19 protein-coding genes are annotated in these 19,403 nt (G+C 59.5%); 7 read left to right on the plus strand and 12 right to left on the minus strand.

What is annotated here, in order from left to right:
• Window positions 1–285: 285 nt before the first annotated feature.
• From AC0L7L_RS18930 to modC, 5 genes are all read left to right on the plus strand, one after another.
• Window positions 286–1,089, plus strand: a complete 804-nt coding sequence (locus AC0L7L_RS18930) for a 2-keto-4-pentenoate hydratase (RefSeq protein WP_272213639.1) — start codon at window positions 286–288, stop codon at window positions 1,087–1,089.
• 273 nt (window positions 1,090–1,362) lie between these two features.
• Window positions 1,363–2,166 (plus strand): TOBE domain-containing protein, encoded by an 804-nt coding sequence (locus AC0L7L_RS18935; RefSeq protein WP_473510702.1) that lies wholly within the window; start codon window positions 1,363–1,365, stop codon window positions 2,164–2,166.
• A gap of 31 nt (window positions 2,167–2,197) precedes the next feature.
• Window positions 2,198–2,947: a molybdate ABC transporter substrate-binding protein gene (gene modA / locus AC0L7L_RS18940; RefSeq protein ID WP_272213641.1), complete on the plus strand. Its 750-nt coding sequence runs from the start codon at window positions 2,198–2,200 to the stop codon at window positions 2,945–2,947.
• Window positions 2,948–2,990: 43 nt separating this feature from the next.
• Window positions 2,991–3,656, plus strand: a complete 666-nt coding sequence (gene modB, locus AC0L7L_RS18945; protein ID WP_272213642.1) for a molybdate ABC transporter permease subunit — start codon at window positions 2,991–2,993, stop codon at window positions 3,654–3,656.
• A complete protein-coding gene (modC, locus tag AC0L7L_RS18950; protein ID WP_473510705.1) occupies window positions 3,653–4,747 on the plus strand; it encodes a molybdenum ABC transporter ATP-binding protein in 1,095 nt (364 codons plus the stop codon). The genes modB and modC overlap by 4 nt, the downstream gene beginning before the upstream one ends.
• A 269-nt stretch (window positions 4,748–5,016) precedes the next feature.
• On the opposite strand, the gene AC0L7L_RS18955 is transcribed toward modC, so the two are convergent.
• The 7 genes from AC0L7L_RS18955 to AC0L7L_RS18985 form a co-directional block, all read right to left on the minus strand.
• A complete protein-coding gene (locus AC0L7L_RS18955; RefSeq protein ID WP_272213646.1) occupies window positions 5,017–5,616 on the minus strand; it encodes a copper chaperone PCu(A)C in 600 nt (199 codons plus the stop codon).
• Window positions 5,617–5,676: 60 nt separating this feature from the next.
• Complete coding sequence (locus AC0L7L_RS18960; RefSeq protein ID WP_473510708.1) at window positions 5,677–6,039, minus strand: hypothetical protein; 363 nt, start codon at window positions 6,037–6,039, stop codon at window positions 5,677–5,679.
• Window positions 6,040–6,214: 175 nt separating this feature from the next.
• Window positions 6,215–6,619 (minus strand): Fur family transcriptional regulator, encoded by a 405-nt coding sequence (locus AC0L7L_RS18965; RefSeq protein ID WP_272213647.1) that lies wholly within the window; start codon window positions 6,617–6,619, stop codon window positions 6,215–6,217.
• Between the two features lie 131 nt (window positions 6,620–6,750).
• A complete protein-coding gene (locus AC0L7L_RS18970) occupies window positions 6,751–7,587 on the minus strand; it encodes a metal ABC transporter permease (RefSeq protein ID WP_473510712.1) in 837 nt (278 codons plus the stop codon).
• Window positions 7,584–8,441 carry a metal ABC transporter permease gene (locus AC0L7L_RS18975; RefSeq protein WP_473510714.1) on the minus strand — a complete coding sequence of 286 codons (858 nt, stop codon included), beginning with the start codon at window positions 8,439–8,441 and terminating at the stop codon, window positions 7,584–7,586. Before AC0L7L_RS18975 ends, AC0L7L_RS18970 begins: the two co-directional genes overlap by 4 nt.
• Window positions 8,441–9,346 carry a manganese/iron ABC transporter ATP-binding protein gene (locus AC0L7L_RS18980; RefSeq protein ID WP_473510717.1) on the minus strand — a complete coding sequence of 302 codons (906 nt, stop codon included), beginning with the start codon at window positions 9,344–9,346 and terminating at the stop codon, window positions 8,441–8,443. Before AC0L7L_RS18980 ends, AC0L7L_RS18975 begins: the two co-directional genes overlap by 1 nt.
• A 77-nt stretch (window positions 9,347–9,423) precedes the next feature.
• Complete coding sequence (locus tag AC0L7L_RS18985) at window positions 9,424–10,344, minus strand: metal ABC transporter substrate-binding protein (protein ID WP_272213655.1); 921 nt, start codon at window positions 10,342–10,344, stop codon at window positions 9,424–9,426.
• 253 nt (window positions 10,345–10,597) lie between these two features.
• Here AC0L7L_RS18985 and AC0L7L_RS18990 point away from each other — a divergent pair, with 253 nt between their 5' ends.
• Window positions 10,598–11,371: a DeoR/GlpR family DNA-binding transcription regulator gene (locus AC0L7L_RS18990; RefSeq protein WP_272213656.1), complete on the plus strand. Its 774-nt coding sequence runs from the start codon at window positions 10,598–10,600 to the stop codon at window positions 11,369–11,371.
• Window positions 11,372–11,515: 144 nt separating this feature from the next.
• Here AC0L7L_RS18990 and yicI read toward each other — a convergent pair whose 3' ends face one another.
• From yicI to AC0L7L_RS19015, 5 genes are all read right to left on the minus strand, one after another.
• Window positions 11,516–13,834, minus strand: a complete 2,319-nt coding sequence (gene yicI, locus AC0L7L_RS18995) for an alpha-xylosidase (protein ID WP_272213657.1) — start codon at window positions 13,832–13,834, stop codon at window positions 11,516–11,518.
• A gap of 69 nt (window positions 13,835–13,903) precedes the next feature.
• Entirely contained in the window at window positions 13,904–14,971 is a 1,068-nt protein-coding gene (locus tag AC0L7L_RS19000; RefSeq protein WP_272213658.1) for an ABC transporter ATP-binding protein, read from the minus strand.
• The gene (locus tag AC0L7L_RS19005) at window positions 14,968–15,795 is read right to left on the minus strand and encodes a carbohydrate ABC transporter permease (RefSeq protein ID WP_272213659.1); all 828 of its coding nucleotides are present in this window, start codon (window positions 15,793–15,795) and stop codon (window positions 14,968–14,970) included. The genes AC0L7L_RS19000 and AC0L7L_RS19005 overlap by 4 nt, the downstream gene beginning before the upstream one ends.
• Window positions 15,792–16,694, minus strand: a complete 903-nt coding sequence (locus tag AC0L7L_RS19010) for a carbohydrate ABC transporter permease (protein WP_272213660.1) — start codon at window positions 16,692–16,694, stop codon at window positions 15,792–15,794. Before AC0L7L_RS19010 ends, AC0L7L_RS19005 begins: the two co-directional genes overlap by 4 nt.
• 116 nt (window positions 16,695–16,810) lie before the next feature.
• Window positions 16,811–18,040: an ABC transporter substrate-binding protein gene (locus AC0L7L_RS19015; RefSeq protein ID WP_272213661.1), complete on the minus strand. Its 1,230-nt coding sequence runs from the start codon at window positions 18,038–18,040 to the stop codon at window positions 16,811–16,813.
• 232 nt (window positions 18,041–18,272) lie between these two features.
• On the opposite strand from AC0L7L_RS19015, the gene AC0L7L_RS19020 reads away from it, so the two are divergent.
• Window positions 18,273–19,310, plus strand: coding sequence for a LacI family DNA-binding transcriptional regulator (locus AC0L7L_RS19020; RefSeq protein ID WP_272213662.1), 1,038 nt, complete (start codon window positions 18,273–18,275; stop codon window positions 19,308–19,310).
• The last annotated feature ends 93 nt before the right edge of the window (window positions 19,311–19,403 follow it).

The following is a 19,403-nucleotide window of genomic DNA, read 5'->3' on the forward strand; positions in this document are numbered from 1 at the left end:
CACCGACATCGGCTATGCCTCGAGACATGAGGATCCGTCCGCATGTCCTGAGCCTGTCGACAGGGTCGCGGCCGTCTTGCGCTGTTTTTCAGAAAGAGCCAAGGCCTGTGTGCGCCTGGCGAAGTGCCTGCGCACATATGACTGAAGCCGATGGCTTCGGCACTCATCATCGGTCATGTACTTTATGTCGATGGCGGTATACTCGCCTGTATCGGCAGGCCGCCGCAATACGAGGAGGTTGCCGAACGCCCGTTCTCAAATCTCTGAGCTATTTTGGAAGGCACCGTGACCGAAGAAGATATCCTGAAAGTGGCAACCGCTTTTGTTGAGGCCCGGCTGAAGGCTGAGACTCTCGATAGATTTCCGGGTGAACTGCCCGCAACGCTTGATCAGGCCTATCAGGTGCAGGAAAAGGTGCTTGAACTCGACGGCCGGTCGATTGCGGGATGGAAGGTGGCTGGTGTGCATCCCGACCTTCAGGAAAAGCTCGGCGCGACGCGGATCGTTGGCCCGACCTTTGCCGAAAACCTCCACCGCTTGCCCGAGGGCGGCCTTGCTGAAGTGATGGTCTATGACGGCGGGTTTGCAGCACTGGAAGCCGAATTCGTCGCGGTTTTCGCGCAGGATCTGGAACCGGGCGAAGAGGGCTTCAGCGATGCCGTTATCCTCGCCGCGCTTGAGGGTATCCATGCCGGTTCGGAGGTTGCGTCCTCACCGCTGCCAAGCCTGAATGCCATCGGTCCGGTCGCCGTGGTCAGCGATCACGGCAACAATGCCGGTGCCGTCATCGGCCCGGTGATTGAAGGCTGGGAGACACTGAAGTTCGAAGACATGACTTCGCGTATGCTGGTTGAGGGCACGCTGGCCGGCGAGGGATCCGCAGCGAAGCCCGCCGGTGGCCCGCTGGAATCGATCCGCCAGCTTGCCGGGAACCTGAAGGCGCGCGGACGCAAGATCCAGAAGGGTGATATCGTTTTGACCGGCATGACGACCGGTATTCACGAGGTGACGCCCGGCGCGCGGGCGCGCGCTGAATTTGCAGGTGCCGCTCCGTTCGACATCGCTGTTACGGCGGCCAGGCCGCGCTGAGAAGCAGCGGTGGTGCGTCACTGATGCGCCCAGCCGTCTGCCGGATCTTGAGGCGCAACCCGTCCTATATAGGACATTAGCGCGCTGGCGACGTTTTGGTCGATGCCGCCCGGATGGCACAGATCGAGGTAAACCGGGGCTCAACACGCCGATCCAGGTGCGGCAATGGAAGCGGCTTTCGCGCGTTCTGGTCGGAGAGCTCTTTATGGCGATTGCTTTAGATGTTTGATGCGCTATATAGTTTGACTGCATAACGAAAACCGGGAATGGGAAATGAGCGGGCTTGTTCCGGCACTGACGTTTGAAACTGCCTCGGGAGACCGGGTCGGGAAGGCTCGTTTCGAGCTTCTGGCCGAGATCGATCGTCTTGGTTCGATTTCCGCCGCGGCCAGAGCCACGGGCTTCTCTTACAAGGGGGCGTGGGATGCGGTGAACGCGATGAACAACCTGTTTCCGCGCCCGCTGATTATCAAGCGGGCGGGCGGCGCCGGCGGTGGCGGGACGGATGTGACCGAGGAGGGAAGGCGAGCGCTTGCGGCCCACCGGCAGCTGACAGCGGCGCTCGGTGAGGTGGTGGCGCATCTGGAGACCGTCATTTCCGAAAACCCCGGCCTTTCTGTTCCGGCCGCGACCCTTTCCTGGAGTCCGTTGATGCGAACCAGTGCACGGAACTGCTATCACGGCGTTGTCGAAGCCGTATCCCACGGTGCTGTCAATGCCGAAGTCCTTCTGAAGATTGCGCCTGATGTCATGCTGGCGGTGATCGTGACCGAGCCGAGCGTTGCCAATCTCGCGCTTGCGCCGGGGCAGCAAGCCTACGCGCTCATCAAGGCCTCGACCCCCATTTTGCTGGAGGACGGCGACAATATCCTGTCATCGGCCCGCAACCGCATCAGCGGCACGGTGGTGTCCGTGGAGCCCGGCGCGGTCAACGCGGAAGTGGTTCTTGACATCGGCGGCGGCAAGACGCTCACCGCCATCATCACCGGTAGAAGCGCAGATGCGATGGCGCTTGAAACAGGAAAACGGATGACCGCACTGATCAAGGCCTCACAGATCATTCTGGCGCTTGGCTGAAAGCATAACCCCTTATTGCAAGGAATTGGCCATGAAACTGATCCTGTCACTGATCGCTGCCGCAGCCGTCATTCTGCCCACGGGCTTTGCCAACGCGAAGAAAATCAATGTCGCCGTTGCTGCTAACTTCACCGATGCGGCCAAGGATATCGCCGCAGCGTTTGAGGTCGAGACCGGTGATACGGTGCTGTTGTCTTTCGGCTCCACCGGCAAGCTTTATGCACAGATTGCCAATGGCGCGCCGTTTTCCGTGTTCCTCGCTGCCGACCAGGCGCGGGTCACAAAGGCGGTTGATGAAGGATACGCGGTGAAAGGCAGCGAGTTCACCTATGCCGTCGGAAAGCTGGTGCTGTTCAGCGAGAATGCTGACCTTGTGGACGACAAGGGTGCGGTTCTTAAGAGGCCTGACGATTTTTCAAGGGTAGCCATCGCCAACCCGGCTTCAGCCCCTTATGGCGCGGCCGCTCTCGAGACCATGCAAGCGCTTGGCGTCTACGATATGCTGGACGCCAGGCTGGTTCAGGGCGACAGCATTTCGCAGACCTATCAGTTCGTCGCCACCGGCAATGCCGAACTCGGCTTTGTCGCGCTCTCTCAGGTGATCGGCAGCGACCACGGATCGCAATGGGTCGTGCCGGATGACCTCTACAGGCCGATCCGGCAGGACGCCGTTTTGACTGAGGCCGGTGCCGATAACGACACGGCGAAAGCCTTTCTCGATTTTCTGAAAGGCGACAAGTCTGAAGCCATTATCGAAAGCTACGGCTATGCGGTTGAATAAGGCTCGCGACAAGGCGTGACCCAAAAGGAAAGCTCTAAACCTGATGGCTGAAGCCGTTTTCCTCACTCTCAAACTCGCTTTTCTGACCACTATTCTGCTGATGCTGGTCGGCATACCAATTGCCTGGTGGTTGGCGCGTTCGAAAGCGTGGTGGAGGGAAGCGGTCGGAGCGGTTGTTTCCCTGCCGCTGGTTCTGCCACCCACGGTCCTGGGATTTTACCTGCTTTTGTCGCTCGGGCCGCAAAGCCCGCTCGGCCAGGCGATCAAGTCGGTGATCGGCTTTACACTGCCGTTTACTTTCACCGGCCTTGTCGTCGGCTCGGTGATCTATTCGCTGCCTTTCGCTGTCCAGCCGATCCGCAATGCGTTTGAGGCTTTTGGCGAGGAACCGCTGGAGGCGGCGGCAACGCTGCGCGCTTCGCCCGTTGATCGCTTCTTCACCGTTGCGCTGCCGCTGGCCCGTCCGGGTATTCTGACCGGTGCGATTCTCGGCTTTGCCCATACGGTCGGCGAGTTCGGCGTGGTGTTGATGATCGGCGGCAATATTCCGGGCGAAACCAAGGTCTTGTCGGTGGCCATCTACGATTATGTGGAGACCCTGCAATGGGGCAAGGCCCATGTGCTTGCCGGGGGCATGGTGGTGTTCTCCTTCATCGTTATCCTGTCGATGATGCTGATTGAACGGCGGATGCGGGAAAGGCTGCGATGACCATGCGTGACCAACCGATTTCCGCCCGTTTCAAGGGCAGGCTTGGCGCCTTCGCTCTTGATGTCGATCTGGCCTTTCCGGCCAACGGCGTCACCGCGCTGTTCGGGCCGTCAGGCTGCGGCAAGACCTCGCTGCTGCGCTGCTTTGCCGGACTGAACCACCTTGAGCGCGGGCATTTGACCGTTGATGGTGAAGTCTGGCAGGACGACAGGACCTTTCTTCCGCCGCATCGCCGGGCCATCGGCTACGTGTTCCAGCATGCCAATCTGTTCCCGCACCTTTCGGTTCGCGACAATCTCGCCTTTGGTCTCAGACGGCTTGGTCGCGGCGAGCGCGATGCGGCAAAAGCTCGGTTCGATGAACTGGTTGTACTGCTTGGCATCGCTCACCTTCTGGAGCGCGCGCCCCGCAAGCTTTCCGGCGGTGAGCGTCAGAGGGTGGCCATCGGCCGCGCGCTGTTGACTGCGCCGAAACTGCTGTTGATGGACGAACCGCTGTCGGCGCTCGATGTCGCCGCCAAGCGGGACATCCTGCCCTATCTGGAAAGTCTTCGGAAAACACTCTCCATTCCGGTTCTCTATGTGACCCATGCCCCGGGTGAAGTGGCCCGGCTTGCCGACCATATCGCGGTGCTGGAGAGCGGCCGGGTTCTTGGCTCAGGCCCGCTTACGGAAACCCTCGCGCGGCTCGACCTGCCGATCCGCCGGGAGGAGGGGGCCGGGATCGCGATTGATGCAAGAGTGGCGGAAATCGATACCCGTTGGCATCTGGCGCGCGTCACTTTTACCGGCGGTTCGCTTTGGGTGCGCGACCCGAAAAGGCCGGTCGGTGACACTGTGCGGGTGATGGTGCTCGCGCGCGATGTCTCGTTGGCGCTGGAGGCATCTCACAACGTTTCCATTGTCAATCATCTGCCTGCAACGGTGGTTGAGATCGCTGAAGGGGATCATCCCGCTGTCGTTGCGGTGAGGGTGGATGTCGGCGGTACGCCGTTGATTGCCCGCCTGACCGCGCGCTCGGCGTCGCTTCTCAAGCTTGCGCCGGGAAAGCCGGTCTTCGCCCAGGTCAAGTCCGTGGCGATTGTGGAATAGAGGACGACATGACCGGAGGCAAACCGCGCAAGGAACGTCTTCCCTTTTATCGGGCAGGGCATCTCGTTGTTTTTTGCCGTATCGTCAAACGCGATACGCCCCTTGCAGATGGCGATCGCATGGACATCTACAGGTGGGCAAAAGCTGAGTTCGAGCAGGTATAGGGTAGCGACCAGAAGTCTGGCGCGTGAAACCAGAAAGGTCCGGCCTGCGAAAAAGGCCGGGCTGACTGTGCCCGGCCCGATGCGTTTGACGTAGCAAACGCCTGTCTAGTCAGCCTTCATGCCGCCGTGATCCATGCCGTTCGAACTCGGGTCAGCCTCCTTGGCGGCAATGCTTTTTACCGGAAAGGCAACCGTTACCTTGCCGGCCTCTTCAAACGTCAGTTCAACGTCGATGACGCTGTCTTCAACAAGCGGGCCGTTCAGTTTCATGAACATGACATGCAAGCCGCCCGGTTTCAGCGTGACGGTCTCGTGCGCTGGCAGCGGAATGCCATCAGGCATCTGGTACATCTTCATCACATCGCCATCCATGCGCATGTTGTGAAGCTGCACAACGCCGGCGACTTCGGACGAGGCGCTGACAAGACGGTCGTCGGTATCGCCGCGATTGGTAATCGTCAGAAAGCCGCCGCCGACCGGGGCGCCCGGAAGTGTGGCGCGGGCGAAGGTCCCGGAAATCTCGAGGTCGCCAACCATCACATCGCTGGCGGGCTTAGCGTCATGGCCGCCGTTGTGTTCGGCGCTTTTGCCGGTCTCTGCCGTTGCCGTTTGTGCGGCGGCCAATGGAATATGCGCGTTGGCAAAAGTCAGGCTGACGAGGCTGAGGACGCCAACGCGTGCGAGACGGTTCATGAATGGGGTCATGGAAATTACTCCGTTTGGAATTGTCATGATTTTGCAGGCCGTAATGGCCGGTTCAAAAGTTCAGACAGTCAACGGAGGTGCACGTGCATTGTAGCGACCTTCGAATACCCGAAGCGGCGAAAACCTGTTTGCGAAGGTGAAGACGTGGGCGACGAAACCGTGATAGGCCGGAACGGCCTCGTCTGGTGGCGGGGGCAGGACACAGGCGTTGGAACGGCAAGCGTGACAGGGGCCATGACGTGAGGTGCTATCGTCCGACGGCGCGCTTCCGCAATAGCTGTTCTGAGATGAAATCAGAGAAAAGAAGGCGTCGGGTTGGGTCGGTGCCGATATCACGGGCTGGTAGATGAAGGTCAGCGCAAAAAGGGCGATCACGGCCAGTGCTGCCGCCAGTTCGCGTATTGCTGACGTTATAACCCGCAAGCCTGCCCCCTTCATTCCGTTTCAGTCGCATCGATTGCTGGAAACATTGCTGAATCCCGGCTGCAGGGCAAGAACCGAATTGTCATCGCCTTGCATTATGTCAATTTGCCGCAACCGGCGCGTTCGCGAAAGCAGCGGTGAATGCGGCGGCATTGCTCAGGTAAGCCGGTCCGGGTTACTGCTTGCGGCACTTCACATAGATCTCGAGTTTATGGCTGACGATCGAGAAACCGTGGCGGCGCGCGATCTCTTCCTGAAGGCGTTCGATCTCGTCGGAGCGGAACTCGATGACCTTGCCGGTTTCGACATCGATCAGGTGGTCGTGGTGCGGCTGTTCAGCGCTTTCGAAGCGGGCCGGCCCGTCTCCGAATTTGTGTTTTTCGAGAATGCCTTTTTCTTCCAGAAGCTTGAGGGTCCGATAGATGGTCGCAAGGGCAACGCCGGGATCGATCTCCACCACGCGCCGATGGAGTTCCGAGGCATCCGGGTGGTCGTCCATGCTGGCCAGGACCTGAAGAATGACCTGGCGCTGTTTGGTCATGCGCAGGCCGTTTTCGGTACAGAGGGTTTCGATGTCCATGCGGTATTCCCTTCCGTTGCCATCGGGCCGGCCTTCCGCCTTTCAAGGGATCCAAGCCGTAGACGCGCGCTTTTGCAACTAAGCCAGTTGTGTCGCAATTGCAATCCTCGGCCGGCCCGCCGGCCCGCCGGTCAGTCGATCTCGGCACGTGTGGCCTTGCGCGTGGAATAGACGAAGACAGTGACAAAGACGGCGGTCAGCAGCAACACGATCGTGGGCGCAGGCGCGCTGTCGATGAAAAACGACAGATAAATCCCCAGAAACGATGCGGCCATGGCGATGACAACGGACAGGGTCAGCATGCGCGCGAAATCCCGTGTCAGCAAAAAGGCGATCGCGCCGGGCGCAATCATCATGGCGATGGCGAGAATGATGCCGACGGCCTTCAGCGCTGCCACGACCGTCAACGAAATCATGCACAACAGTCCGTAATGCAGAAAATTGACGCGAAGCCCGACGGCGCGCGCTTGCGCAGGGTCGAAGGCATGCAGCAGGAAGTCCTTCCACTTGACGCCAAGCGCGCCAGCCACCAGCACGGAAATCGCTGTGGTTTCTGCAATGTCGCGCCACGATACGCCGAGCATATCGCCGAACAGGATATGGTCGAGATGGACCGATGACTGGATCTTCACATACATGACGAGCCCGACACCGAACATGCCGGCAAAGACGATGCCCATCACCGTGTCCTGTTTGATCCGGCTGTTGTCACTCAGGTAACCGGTCGCCAGCGCGCAGATCATGCCCGCCGCAAAAGCGCCAATGGCATAGGGAAAGCCGACGATATAGGCGATGACGACGCCGGGAAACACCGCATGAGAGATCGCGTCGCCCATCAGCGACCAACCCTTCAGCACCAGAAAGCATGATAAAAGCGCCATTGGCACGGCAACGATGGTGGAGATGATCAGCGCGTGGATCATGAAGTCGAACTGGAACGGCAGCATCAGGGTATCGATGATGTTCATCGGCTGACCTCCAGCGCTTTTCTGGCACGGGCACGGGCGGCCCTCAGCCCGTGTTTGGGTGCGAACACGAAGGCGAAGAGGAAAATCGCCGTTTGCAGCACGACGATGATGCCACCGGTCGCACCGTCGAGGAAATAGCTGGCATAGGCGCCGAAGAAACTGGTCAGCGTTCCGATGGCAACGGCCAGCATCAGCAGGCGCGGGAAACGGTCGGTCAGCAAATAGGCCGTTGCGCCGGGGGTGACGACCATGCAGATCACCAGAAATGCACCGACCGTCTGAAGCGCGGCGACGGTGGAGGCGGCCAGAAGCGTGAAAAAGACAGCCTTCAGCAGCCCAGGCCTCAGGCCGATGGAGCGCGCATGGTTCTCGTCAAAGAAGGTGACCATCATATCCTTCCACTTGAACAGAAGGATGGCGAGCGACACGAAGCCGATAATGGCCAGCTGCAGCGTGTCTTCCGGGGTGATCGCCAGAATGTTTCCAAGCACAATGGTCTGGATGTTGACCGATGTCGGCGAAATCGACGCCATGAAAAGGCCGAGCCCGAAAAACGACGAAAAAATCAGGCCGATGATCGCGTCTTCCTTGAGCTTGGTACGGTTGTTGAGAAACAGCATGGCGGCAGCGGCCAGCCCGCCGGAGAAAAATGCGCCGAGGGAAAATGGCAGACCGAGCATGAAGGCGCCGGCAACGCCCGGCACAATCGAATGTGAAAGGGCATCGCCGATGAGTGACCAGCCCTTGAGCATCAGGAAGCAGGACAAAAACGCGCAGACGCCGCCGACCAGCGCCGAGACCCACATGGCGTTGGTCATGTAGTGATAGCTGAATGGCTCGAGGATTACGGACATCAGCGTTCGTCCTCCGCCTTTCCGCCCTCGTCGCGGATCTGGACAATGCCGTCGCGAATGATCAGCGGCCGCTCGTCATCGCTGAAGATACCGACCGGGTTTGGCGGTTCGTGGTTTGCACCGTTGAGCATGAAATGGCGCAGCACCCCGCCGAAGGCCAAAGACAGGTTGGCTTCGTTGAAGGTTTCCGATGTCGGGCCATAGGCAAGCACCGTGCCCTTGACCAGCACCGTATGATCGCAGAACTCCGGCACGGAGCCGAGATTGTGGGTGGAGACCAGCATCACCCGGCCTTCGTCCCTCAGGTCTCGCAAAAGCTTGATGATCTGATCCTCGGTCTTGACGTCAACGCCGGTAAACGGCTCGTCCAGCAAAATGACCCAGCCATCCTGTGCCAAAGCGCGCGCCAGAAACACGCGCTTTTTCTGGCCGCCGGAGAGTTCACCGATCTGGCGATGCCTGAACTCGGTCATGTTGACACGGGCAAGGGCGCTGTCGACCGCCTCATGGTCCGCCTTCTTGGCCCGGCGGAACGGCCCCATATGGCCATACCGGCCCATCATCACGACGTCTTCGACAAGCACCGGAAAATTCCAGTCGACCTCTTCCGATTGCGGGACATAGGCCACGAGGTTCTTCTTCAGCGCCTGTGACACCGGCATGCCGAGAACCGAAATCTCGCCTTTCGCCAGCCGGACGAAACCCATGATCGCCTTGAACAGGGTGGACTTGCCCGCACCGTTGACCCCGACAAGGGCCGCGATCGAGCCGGTTGGAATTGTAAATGTCGCATCATTCAGGGCTGTCAGGCCGTTGCGGTAGGTGACGGTCGCGTCGCTGACCGCAATGCCGGTCTGCCGTTCCTGCTCAGTCCGGCCAAGGCGTCCCTCTGCTGGTTTATTCATGCCGGCAATACCCTTCTTTTGAAAAGTTTGGCCGCTCCGCCTTTGCCGGGCGAAGCGGCAATTGTCTCGACTTTAACTTATGAATTGGTTGAAAGCCCTTTGGCAATGCGGTCCGATGTGACCTTGAGAAGATCGATATAGGTCGGGACCGGTCCGTCGGGGTCGCTCAGGGAATCCACGTAGAGAACGCCGCCATATTGCGCCCCGGTCTCGCGAGCGACCTGTTGGGCCGGGGCCGGTGAAATCGTGCTCTCGGAGAAAATCACCGGAATATCGTTTTCGCGTATCACATCGATCACCTGGCGGACCTGCTGTGGCGTCCCCTGCTGGTCGGCGTTGATCGGCCACAGATAAAGCTCCTTCAGTCCGAGGTCGCGGGCCAGATAGGAGAACGCACCCTCGCTGCTGACCAGCCAGCGTTTGTTGTCAGGCACGGTATCGATCTCTGCCTGGATCGGCCCAACGATCGCGCTGATCTCATTTTTGTAGGCCTCCGCGTTGGCTTTGTAGATCGCGGCATTGTCCGGATCGTATTCCACGAAGGCGTCGCGGATATTGTCGACATAGATCAGCGCCGAGGTCGGCGACATCCATGCGTGTGGATTGGGCTTGCCTTCATAGGGTCCGGAGGAAATGCTCATCGGCGCGACACCGTCGGACACCACGACGCTGGGGACATCATCGAGGTTGTGGAAGAATTTTTCGAACCAGAGCTCCAGATTGAGCCCGTTCCACAGGATCAGATCGGCACCCTGGGCGCGCAGAATATCGCGCGGTGTCGGTGCGTAATTATGGATTTCCGCGCCCGGCTTGGTGATCGATTCCACGACCGCCGCGTCGCCTGCGACATTCTGGGCGATGTCGGCAATCACGGTGAAGGTGGTGACGGCCTTGAACTTGCCGTCCTCGGCGGCGTTTGCCGGAAGCACTGCGGTCGCGGCCGTGGCGGTCAGAGCCACCAGAGCAGTCAGAACCGACCGCCTCATCTGGTCAAACATATTTCTCTCCTGTTGCGTTTGGGTCTTGGGTGCACAGATCCGTATTTGTATCTCTAGTGTAATTAAGAATTAATTGCAACAAGGGCGCCTCGGGAAATCCGGTTGAAGGCGAATGTTACGAATGGCTGGATCGGGACGGCCTCGATTTCGGTGCGCATGCCGTTTTCATTCAAACGTCATCAGAGGTTCAAAACCCTGTCACCGACCGGACGGATGTTCGCTTGCGCATCGAAATCGCAAATCAGTGGCGCCAATGAACATCAATGACCGTCAAACGAAAATAGCGGCTCTTGTCGAGGCGCATGGCACGATGACCATCGAAATGCTTGCGGAGGAGTTCGGCGTTTCGCCGCAAACCATCCGCCGCGATGTCAACATGCTCTGCCGAGCGGATCAGCTTCGTCGCAGCCATGGTGGCGTGGAACGGATGAGCGCCGGTGTCAATCTTTCCTATGACAGACGGCGCCTGTCGCACCCGGAAGCCAAGCGCCGCATCGGCCAGCTTGTCGCCGCGATGATCCCGAGCCGCGCCTCGGTGATGTTTTCGATCGGCACTACGCCGGAAATGGTGGCCGCCGCCATGGTCGATCACGACGACCTGACCGTTGTGACCAACAATATCAATGTCGCCATGGCGCTCAGCCCCAACGCCTCAAACCGCATCTTCATCCCCGGCGGCATGATCCGTCTGCCCGACCGCGACCTGATCGGCCAGGACGTGGAGACCATGTTCAATGGCTACCGCGCCGATTTCGGTATTTATGGTGTTGCCGGTGTCGAACCGGACGGTGCGCTCGTCGATTTCGACCAGCAAGAGGCCGCCGCACGTGAAGCGATCCGCATGAGCTGCCGCATTTCGATCCTGGTCGCCGACCGCTCCAAGTTCTCGCGCCCCGCACCGGCCAAGCGCGGGCGGTTGGGTGATGCCGACCTTCTGGTTCTCGACGGGCCGCCGACACCGGAAATATCTGATCTGATCGATACCGAAGGGGTTGAGTTGCGCTATCCGGAAGGGGTGCTGGCGTAAGCGGCCAAGGGACCGGTGCTGATCTGCAAATTCGTGCTCTACACGCTTGCGGGCCGGGGGCTGAGAAAGCGCGCCAAACCAAAAAAGGCCCCGGAACGGTGTTCCAGGGGCCTTTTTCTTGTCAGACAGCACTAACCACCGGTTTCAGAGCGTAACGGTGACATTGCCCTTGCCTTCGAGGATGACGCCTTCGGCGGTTTCCTCAATGCCGGCACTTTCGGCGTCGCTGACAGAGGCGATATTCTGCAGGCGCAGGCGCCACGGGCGGGCTGCATCCGATGCACTGATCGTCAGCGTGTCGCCCGTACGCGAGACCGCAAGTTCCTGTTCGCTCACACCCTTGTCGGCGAAGATCGCGGCTTTCGCCGTTTTGCCATCTTCCAGAGCGTAAAGGGCAAAGAGAGCACCTTCCGCATAGTCATAGACCGGCTTGTCATCGACAGCGCCCCAGACGATCATGCTTGAAGGGCGGACATAAAGCGGCAGGCTCATGAAGTCATGGTTTTCCATGCGCCAGCTTCCGCCTTCGACTTCTTCTCCAGTCAAAAGATGGGTCCAGCGCCCCTTGGGCAGGTAGAACTCGGCGTCGCCGGAGGCATCAAGAACCGGCGCCACAAGCAGCTTGCCACCGAGCATGTACTGCCGGTCGAGCACGTCGCAGCTGCGGTCATCCGGGAACTCCAGCATCATCGCGCGCATTACCGGCAGGCCGGTGTGGGGCGCTTCGCAAGCCGCCTCGTAGATTGTCGGCATCAACTTCATCTTCAGCTTGGTGAAGTAGCGCAGAACGTCGACGGCTTCATCGTCATAGAGCCAAGGCACACGGTAGGATTTGGAGCCATGCAGGCGCGAGTGGCTGGAAAGCAGGCCAAAGGCGCACCAGCGCTTGTAGACATCGGCCTCCGCCGTTGCCTCGAAACCACCGATATCGTGGCTCCAGAAGCCGAAGCCCGAGAGGCCGAGCGACAGGCCACCACGCAGCGATTCCGCCATCGATTCGTAGTCCGAATAGCAATCACCACCCCAGTGAACCGGGAATTGCTGGCCGCCGGTGGTCGCCGAGCGGGCAAACAACACGGCCTCGTCCTCGCCCTTGGTCTCCTGCAGGGCCTCGTAGACGACCTTGTTATAAAGGAAGGTGTAGTAATTGTGCATGGTCTCGGCGTCGGAGCCGTCGTGATAGGCGACATCGACCGGGATCCGCTCGCCGAAGTCGGTCTTGAAGCAATCGACGCCCTGGGCGACCAGGTCCTTCAGATAACCGGCATACCAGTCGCAGGCCTCCGGATTGGTGAAGTCGACCACGGCCTGGCCAGGTTGCCAGCGATCCCACTGCCATACCGAACCATCCGGACGCTTGATCAGGTAGCCGTTTTCCTTGCCTTCGTCGAAGAGCTTGGATTCCTGGGCAATGTAAGGATTGATCCAGACGCAGATATTGAGGCCGCGTTCCTTGTAGCGCTGAAGCATGGCTTCCGGTTCCGGGAAGGTCTCCGGGTCCCATTCGAAATCGCACCAGTGCAGGCCGCGCATCCAGAAGCAGTCGAAATGGAACACATGCAGCGGAATATCACGCTCGGCCATGCCGTCGAGGAAGCCGGTAACGGTCGCTTCGTCGTATTCGGTCGTGAACGAAGTCGTCAGCCACAGGCCGAACGACCAGCGTGCCGGCAGCGCCGGACGGCCGGTCAGTTTGGTATAGCGGTCGATGACGCCCTTGGGATCCGGCCCGTCGATGACGTAATATTCAAGGCTTTCGCCCGGAACCGAGAACAGGGCCTTGTGAACCTTCTCCGAGCCGACTTCGAACTCGACGCGTCCGGGATTGTTGACGAATACGCCCCAGCCGCGATTGGTGAGGAAGAAGGGAATGTTCTTGTAGGCCTGGTCGGTGTTGGCGCCGCCGTCGCGGTTCCAGATGTCGACCATCTGGCCATTCTTCACAAACTCGGTGAAGCGTTCGCCGAGGCCGTAGACCTTGGTGCCGACGCCAAGGCTGAGGCGCTCGAACATATGGGTGCGGTCATTGTCGTCATGGTCGGTGGCATGGCCGCCGGCCTTGTAGTCGGAACCGGTGATCGGTTTGCCATCGCGCAGGAATTCGAGGTTCCAGCGGCCCTTCAGCGCAACTCGGGCGGTCAGATTGCCACTCTTCAGGGTGGCGAAATCCTCCGTGATCTCGATTTCAGGCGCAAAACCTTCGTCGGGGTAGAGATCGAAATGCGGTCCCTTGTCGAGAACGCCGCGGAAATGCTCGCTCTTGACCCCGATCATGCCTTCCATCGGGGCGGAGAAGGTCAGGATAATCAGCCGGGCGTTGATCTGGTTGGCACGGTCGTTCATCGGCCAGGTGGTGGCGCGGATGACGAGATTGCCGTCCTTCACCCGCGCGTCGAAGACCTCCAGCGGTTGGTTGAGATCGAGGTTCTGGCGGACATGCCAGTTGCCGTCCATGATTTTCATGTCTTCAGTCCTTTGAATTCTGTGGCAGCGGTGGCGGGAAGGCGCCACCGCTACCCGCGAACGGTGCGGTCAGAGCCGGACGCCGGTTTCGCGGTCGAAGATGTGGATTTGTTCGGGGTCGATGCGCATGTTCAGCGCTTCGCCGGGGGTGACTGCGGCGCGGTCGTTGATGACAACGGCAATCTCCGGATCACTATCGGTGAACAGGAAGGTCGTCGCGCCCGTCGCTTCCGCGATGCGCAGCTTCAGGCTGAACTGGGCTTCGTCCGCCGAAACCAGCTCCAGGTGCTCGGGGCGCAGCCCGACCGTGACCTTGCGGCCGGCTTCGAGCTCGCCCGGATAGGGCAGAACATTGCCGTCACCGAGTTCAAGTTTCAGGCTGTGTCCGTCATCACCAACCGTAGCCGGCAAGAAGTTCATGGCCGGCGATCCGATAAAACCCGCGACAAACTGGTTTGCCGGGCTGTCATAGAGTTCCAGCGGCGCACCCTGCTGCACGATCCGGCCTTCCTTCATCAGCACGACCCGGTCGGCCATGGTCATGGCCTCGATCTGGTCATGGGTGACATAGACAGACGTGGCGCCGAGCCGGTCGTGAAGCGTGCGGATTTCCTTGCGCATGTGGACGCGAAGTGCGGCATCAAGGTTGGACAGCGGTTCGTCGAAAAGGAACGCCTTCGGGTCGCGGATGATGGCGCGGCTCATCGCCACGCGCTGGCGCTGTCCGCCGGAGAGTTCGCGCGGATAGCGTTCCAGAAGGTTGGAAAGCCCTGTGGTTTCGGCCACTTCGCGTGCCTTTTCCTGGGCGTCCTTCTTCTTCATGCCGTGGGTGCGCAGGCTGTAGGTCAGGTTTTCCTCGACAGTCATATGCGGATAGAGCGCATAGGACTGGAAAACCATCGCGATATCGCGCCGGCGCGGCGGCATGTCGTTCATCAGCTCGCCGGCGATCTTCACCTCACCGCCGGTGATCTTTTCCAGACCGGCAAGTGTGCGCAGCAGTGTGGACTTGCCGCAACCGGACGGGCCGACAAGTGCGACGAACTCGCCCTTTTCGATGGTGAGATTGACGTTCTTGAGGGCGTGGTAGCGGCCGTAATATTTCTCGACCGCATTGAATTCGATCTGGGTTGTCATTTCAAAGCTCCCGAGGTCAGGCCGGAGACGATCTTGCGCTGCAGAAGCACAAAGGCAGCGAGGATGGGGGTTACGTAGATCGAGGCGTAGGCCATGATCCTGTTCCAATCGACCGAGTTCGGGCCCATGAAGGTGGAAAGACCGACACTGGCGGGCTGAAGCTCGACGTCCTGGATCAGTGACTTGGAATAGACGAATTCGCCGAAGGCCTGCATGAAGATCAAAAGTGCACTGACGAGAATGCCGTTTCTGGCAAGCGGCAGAACAATGTGGAAGAACGCACCGAAGCGGGAATTGCCATCCACGAGGGCGGCCTCCTCAAGCTCCGCCGGCACATTCATGAAAGTGGCGCGCACAAGCACGACGAAGAACGGCATGGCCTTGGCGGTGATCGCCACGATCACGGCGATGCGCGGATAGTCGAGCAGGCCGATCTGTGAAAAGCCGACGAAGATCGGGGTGACCATCAGCGAGGCGGGCAGAACCTGCAGCATCAGCACCAGGAACAGGCCGACATCGACCCAGACGCTGCGGTAGCGTGCCAGGACATAGGCGCAGCCCGAGCCAAGCGTGGCGATGAACAGAACGGAGCAGCTGGCGATGATCAGCGAGTTCTTCAGATAGGTCGCCATGTGGCGCTCGACCCAGACGCCGGCAAAAACGTCCCATTGCGGATTCGGTGGCACGAAGCTCGGCGGTGCGGCAAACATCGCCGTGCTGGTTTTCAGCGCGGTCACATACATCCAGTAAAGCGGGAACAGATAGATGGCTGCCAATACCAGACCGCAGGCGATCAGCAGGGTGTTGCGTGTTGTCGGGGTCATCCGCGCACCTCATGGCGGGTCGAGCGCACATAGAAGACGGCCGCGATGATGACGAGAGTGATCATCAGCACCGAAACGGTAGCACCACGTGCGAAATCGTATTCACGGAAGGAAAGCTGCCAGGCCCAGTACTGGGCAACGTTTGACGAATTGTTCGGACCGCCATCGGTAATCGCGGCGAACAGGTCGAACTGCTGGAGGGTGAAGATCAGGCCAAGCGACAGAAGCGCGCCGATTGTCGGCCGCATCATCGGAAGGGTGATCGTGTAGAAGCGACGGAAGGCGTTGGCGCCATCAAGGCTTGCGGCTTCATAAAGATCCTTGGGAATGGCCGCGAGGCCGACCGAAAGCAGGATCATGTTGAAGGCGGTGCCGAACCAGATATTGGTGATGATCACGCTCCACAACGCAAAGTCCGGAGACGAACGCCAGAAGATCGGGTCGTCAATGACGCCGATCGACTCCAGGAAGAAGTTGATCACGCCGAAGTCACCGGCCAGCAGCCAGTTCCAGATCGCGCCGGTTACCAGCCCCGGCATCACCCAGGACACCAGAAACAGACCGCGCAGATAGGTCGAACCAGGAAACTGCATGTTGAAGAACAGCGCCAGGAAGAACCCGAAGAGGAATTGTCCTCCAAGCGAGCAGAGCACGAAGATCAGCGTATTGCCGAAGATCGGCCAGGCCTGTGGGTCGGTAAGCACAGCGATATAATTGTCGAGGCCGACAAAGGGACGGAAAAAGGTGCCGAGACTGAAGATATCGACTTCCTGAAAGCTCATGATCACGTTGTAGACCAGAGCCGAACCGGAAATGGCGATCAGGAATACAAGGGGTATCCCCACGAGTAACAGATCGAAACCACGGCCATCCCAGAGCGTTGAGAGCGCCTTGCGCATTTGTTGAAGCTCCCTTGGGCGTTTAAACGGATGAAGTCCGGAATATCAGGCAAGCCTTCCCCGTCCACGCCCGTTGCCGGGCGTGGTGGGTTATCCCGAATTTCAGGAAAAGCAGTTTACTTTCCGGTGATCTTATCGATCTGAGCCTGCGCCTGGTCAAGCGCTTGCTGCGGCGTCTTTGAGCCGGCAAGCGCTGACTGAAGCGCCGTCTGGATGGCCTTGGAAATCTTCGGCCATTCCGGATGTGGACCACGCGGCTGGGAATACTGCATCTGCTCCAGGAACACCTGCAGGGCTTCGTCCTTGGCCTCGTTGCCGGTCGGCGGGATGTCGATGTCGTTGCGGGCCGGGATCTGGCCGAAACGTTCGAACAGATCCTTGTCCTGCTCAGCGAAGAACTCGAGTGCCTTAAAGGCTTCTTCCGGGTGTTCTGTGGAGGAGAAAATCACCCAGTTGTAGTCGCCCATGGCGGACGAACGCGGCGATCCTTCGGAAGGGGTCGGCAGCAGCGTGACACCCCAGTCGAATTCTGCCTCGTCAGCCATCCGGTTGATTTCCCAGGGCCCTGAAATCGCCATCGCAGCATTACCGGCGTTGAACGTGGCGGTGGACGCCCATTGCGTACGCGAAACCGTATCCGGGGAAGCCAGACCTTCGTCAATCAGCGTCTTGAAGAACGAAAGCGCCTCGACGCCACCCTCGGAATTGATGTTCTCGTAATCGCCGCCGGCCATCTGAACGAAGGGAAGGAACTGGAAGGTTCCCTCTTCCGAGGCCTTGGCGGAGAAGGCAACGCCATAGACGTCGTTTTCCGGATCGTTGAGGACACGCGCGTCTTCGATCAACTCGTCCCAGGTCTTCGGCGGCTCTTCAATGCCGGCTTCCTCGAACATGTCCTTGTTGTAGAAAAGGGCAATCGTGTTGGTCGCCTTCGGAACACCGTAGATGCGACCATCCCAGGTTGCCGATGCCATCGGGCCTTCGAAATATTCGTCGACATTGATGATGTCGGACTGCTCGATCATATCCGTCAGGTCAAGCAGGGCGCCATTGGCGGCCAGCATTGCCGTGTCGGGATTGTCGACGGCAAAGACGTCCGGCGCGCGGCCAACCGAATAGGCGCGCATCGCCTCGCTCATCAGATCGGCAAAGTTGACCTCGCGATAGACGACATCGATATCTGCTTCGCTTTCATCAAATTCGCGTGCCAGGTCAGGCGTCGGCTGGCCGGTCTTGTCGACGGTCCAGATGTTGAGCGTGACCGGCTCCTGCGCAAGTGTCGGAGCAGCGGTTCCCAGGCTGATGGCAGCCGCAGAAACACAAAGCATTAGTTTAGCGCGATTCATAAATATTGCCTCCCGTATAGGTTTACCGACCGTCCTCGGCCGGTCTCAACGGATTTTGTTTTTATGCGATCCGGCATGACTCCGAGCAAGCCATTCATCGCAGGATACCCTTTGACAATCACTGACCGTTGGGTCCCGAAATCGCTAAAACACGCTCCGTAAACGTTTACGACCATAGACATGGACTTGTTCTGATGTCAATAGAGGTACGAACCTCAAAATTGGAGAAATCATGACGGGCATCCGCCAGCTCGCGAGCCACCTGCAACTTTCAATAGGTACAGTGTCACGTGCGCTTAACGGCAAGGCGGACGTGAATGCGCAGACGCGTGAGCGGGTTTTGAAGGCTGCGGTTGAGCTTGGCTATGTGCCCAATCAGTCGGGTCGCAGCCTGCGCAAGGGCACCACCAGCACGGTCGGGCTGATCCTGACACAAGGCAACAGTCTGGGCGAGAACAATGACAATTTCTTCTTCGGCGTGATCCACGGTCTGCAAAGCGCGCTGAAGCAGCACAAGCTCGACCTTGTGTTGCTCTTGTGTTCGCGTGACGAGGATCAGGACAGTTTTCTCCAGCGAATGGTGGCCCAGCGCATCGTCGATGCGGTGATCCTGACGGGGACGCGCACACATGATGCGCGTTTCGATATTCTCCGGCGTGCCAACATGCCGTTTGTGACGCTTGGTCGCAGCGACAGCCTTGGCGACGCATCCTGGATCGACCTGGATTTCGAGGGTATAGCCCGCAGTTCTGTGACTCGTCTGTGCGGAAGGGGACACCGACGCATTGCGGTCGCCGTGCCGAATGTGGACGCCAATCTTGGCCCGCTGTTTCTTGATGGCTATCGTCAGGGGCTTGCGGATTGCGGCCTGGCGTTTGACGACAGTATCGTATTTCGTGCGGAGACCAGCGAGGAGGGTGGCTATGACGTGGCCGGCAAGGTGCTGGCCACTGAGAACCGGCCAACCGCGATCCTGCTGATCGCCGAGCTGATGTCGGTCGGCCTTTACCGCCGCCTTGGCGAGGCCGGGTTGAGGCCGGGCCGTGACCTTGCGGTGATTGCCGAGCGCGAGAGTCCGGTCGGGCGCTTCCTGCTGCCGCGGCTCACCTGTTTCCGTCTCGATCTCGATGCGTTGGGTCGTATGCTCGGCGAGATGCTACTGGCCAACGTGCCGGCCTTTGCAGAGGACCATCAGGGCGTTCCCAAAGGCAAGATCTGGCCGCTTGAGCTGGTCGAAGGCGAGAGCGATCCACCGCTTTTGTCATCCTGAGGATGGCGTTTGCGGTCAGCTCCATTGAAACCTCGATGATGAGTGGCACGACATGGGCGCGTCTTTCAGCGCTTTCTGCCGATTCGAGCTTGT

The sequence above is a fragment of the Martelella sp. K41-7 genome (assembly GCF_055808365.1).

Bases quoted from the DNA above. Each gene is read 5' to 3' on its own strand.
- AC0L7L_RS18935 (WP_473510702.1), top strand. From the start codon at position 1,363: ATGAGCGGGCTTGTTCCGGCACTGACGTTTGAAACTGCCTCGGGAGAC.
- modA (WP_272213641.1), top strand. From the start codon at position 2,198: ATGAAACTGATCCTGTCACTGATCGCTGCCGCAGCCGTCATTCTGCCC.
- modB (WP_272213642.1), top strand. From the start codon at position 2,991: ATGGCTGAAGCCGTTTTCCTCACTCTCAAACTCGCTTTTCTGACCACT.
- modC (WP_473510705.1), top strand. From the start codon at position 3,653: ATGACCATGCGTGACCAACCGATTTCCGCCCGTTTCAAGGGCAGGCTT.
- AC0L7L_RS18955 (WP_272213646.1), bottom strand. From the start codon at position 5,616: ATGACCCCATTCATGAACCGTCTCGCACGCGTTGGCGTCCTCAGCCTC.
- AC0L7L_RS18965 (WP_272213647.1), bottom strand. From the start codon at position 6,619: ATGGACATCGAAACCCTCTGTACCGAAAACGGCCTGCGCATGACCAAA.
- AC0L7L_RS18970 (WP_473510712.1), bottom strand. From the start codon at position 7,587: ATGAACATCATCGATACCCTGATGCTGCCGTTCCAGTTCGACTTCATG.
- AC0L7L_RS18975 (WP_473510714.1), bottom strand. From the start codon at position 8,441: ATGTCCGTAATCCTCGAGCCATTCAGCTATCACTACATGACCAACGCC.
- AC0L7L_RS18980 (WP_473510717.1), bottom strand. From the start codon at position 9,346: ATGAATAAACCAGCAGAGGGACGCCTTGGCCGGACTGAGCAGGAACGG.
- AC0L7L_RS18985 (WP_272213655.1), bottom strand. From the start codon at position 10,344: ATGTTTGACCAGATGAGGCGGTCGGTTCTGACTGCTCTGGTGGCTCTG.
- AC0L7L_RS18990 (WP_272213656.1), top strand. From the start codon at position 10,598: ATGAACATCAATGACCGTCAAACGAAAATAGCGGCTCTTGTCGAGGCG.
- yicI (WP_272213657.1), bottom strand. From the start codon at position 13,834: ATGAAAATCATGGACGGCAACTGGCATGTCCGCCAGAACCTCGATCTC.
- AC0L7L_RS19000 (WP_272213658.1), bottom strand. From the start codon at position 14,971: ATGACAACCCAGATCGAATTCAATGCGGTCGAGAAATATTACGGCCGC.
- AC0L7L_RS19005 (WP_272213659.1), bottom strand. From the start codon at position 15,795: ATGACCCCGACAACACGCAACACCCTGCTGATCGCCTGCGGTCTGGTA.
- AC0L7L_RS19010 (WP_272213660.1), bottom strand. From the start codon at position 16,694: ATGCGCAAGGCGCTCTCAACGCTCTGGGATGGCCGTGGTTTCGATCTG.
- AC0L7L_RS19015 (WP_272213661.1), bottom strand. From the start codon at position 18,040: ATGAATCGCGCTAAACTAATGCTTTGTGTTTCTGCGGCTGCCATCAGC.
- AC0L7L_RS19020 (WP_272213662.1), top strand. From the start codon at position 18,273: ATGACGGGCATCCGCCAGCTCGCGAGCCACCTGCAACTTTCAATAGGT.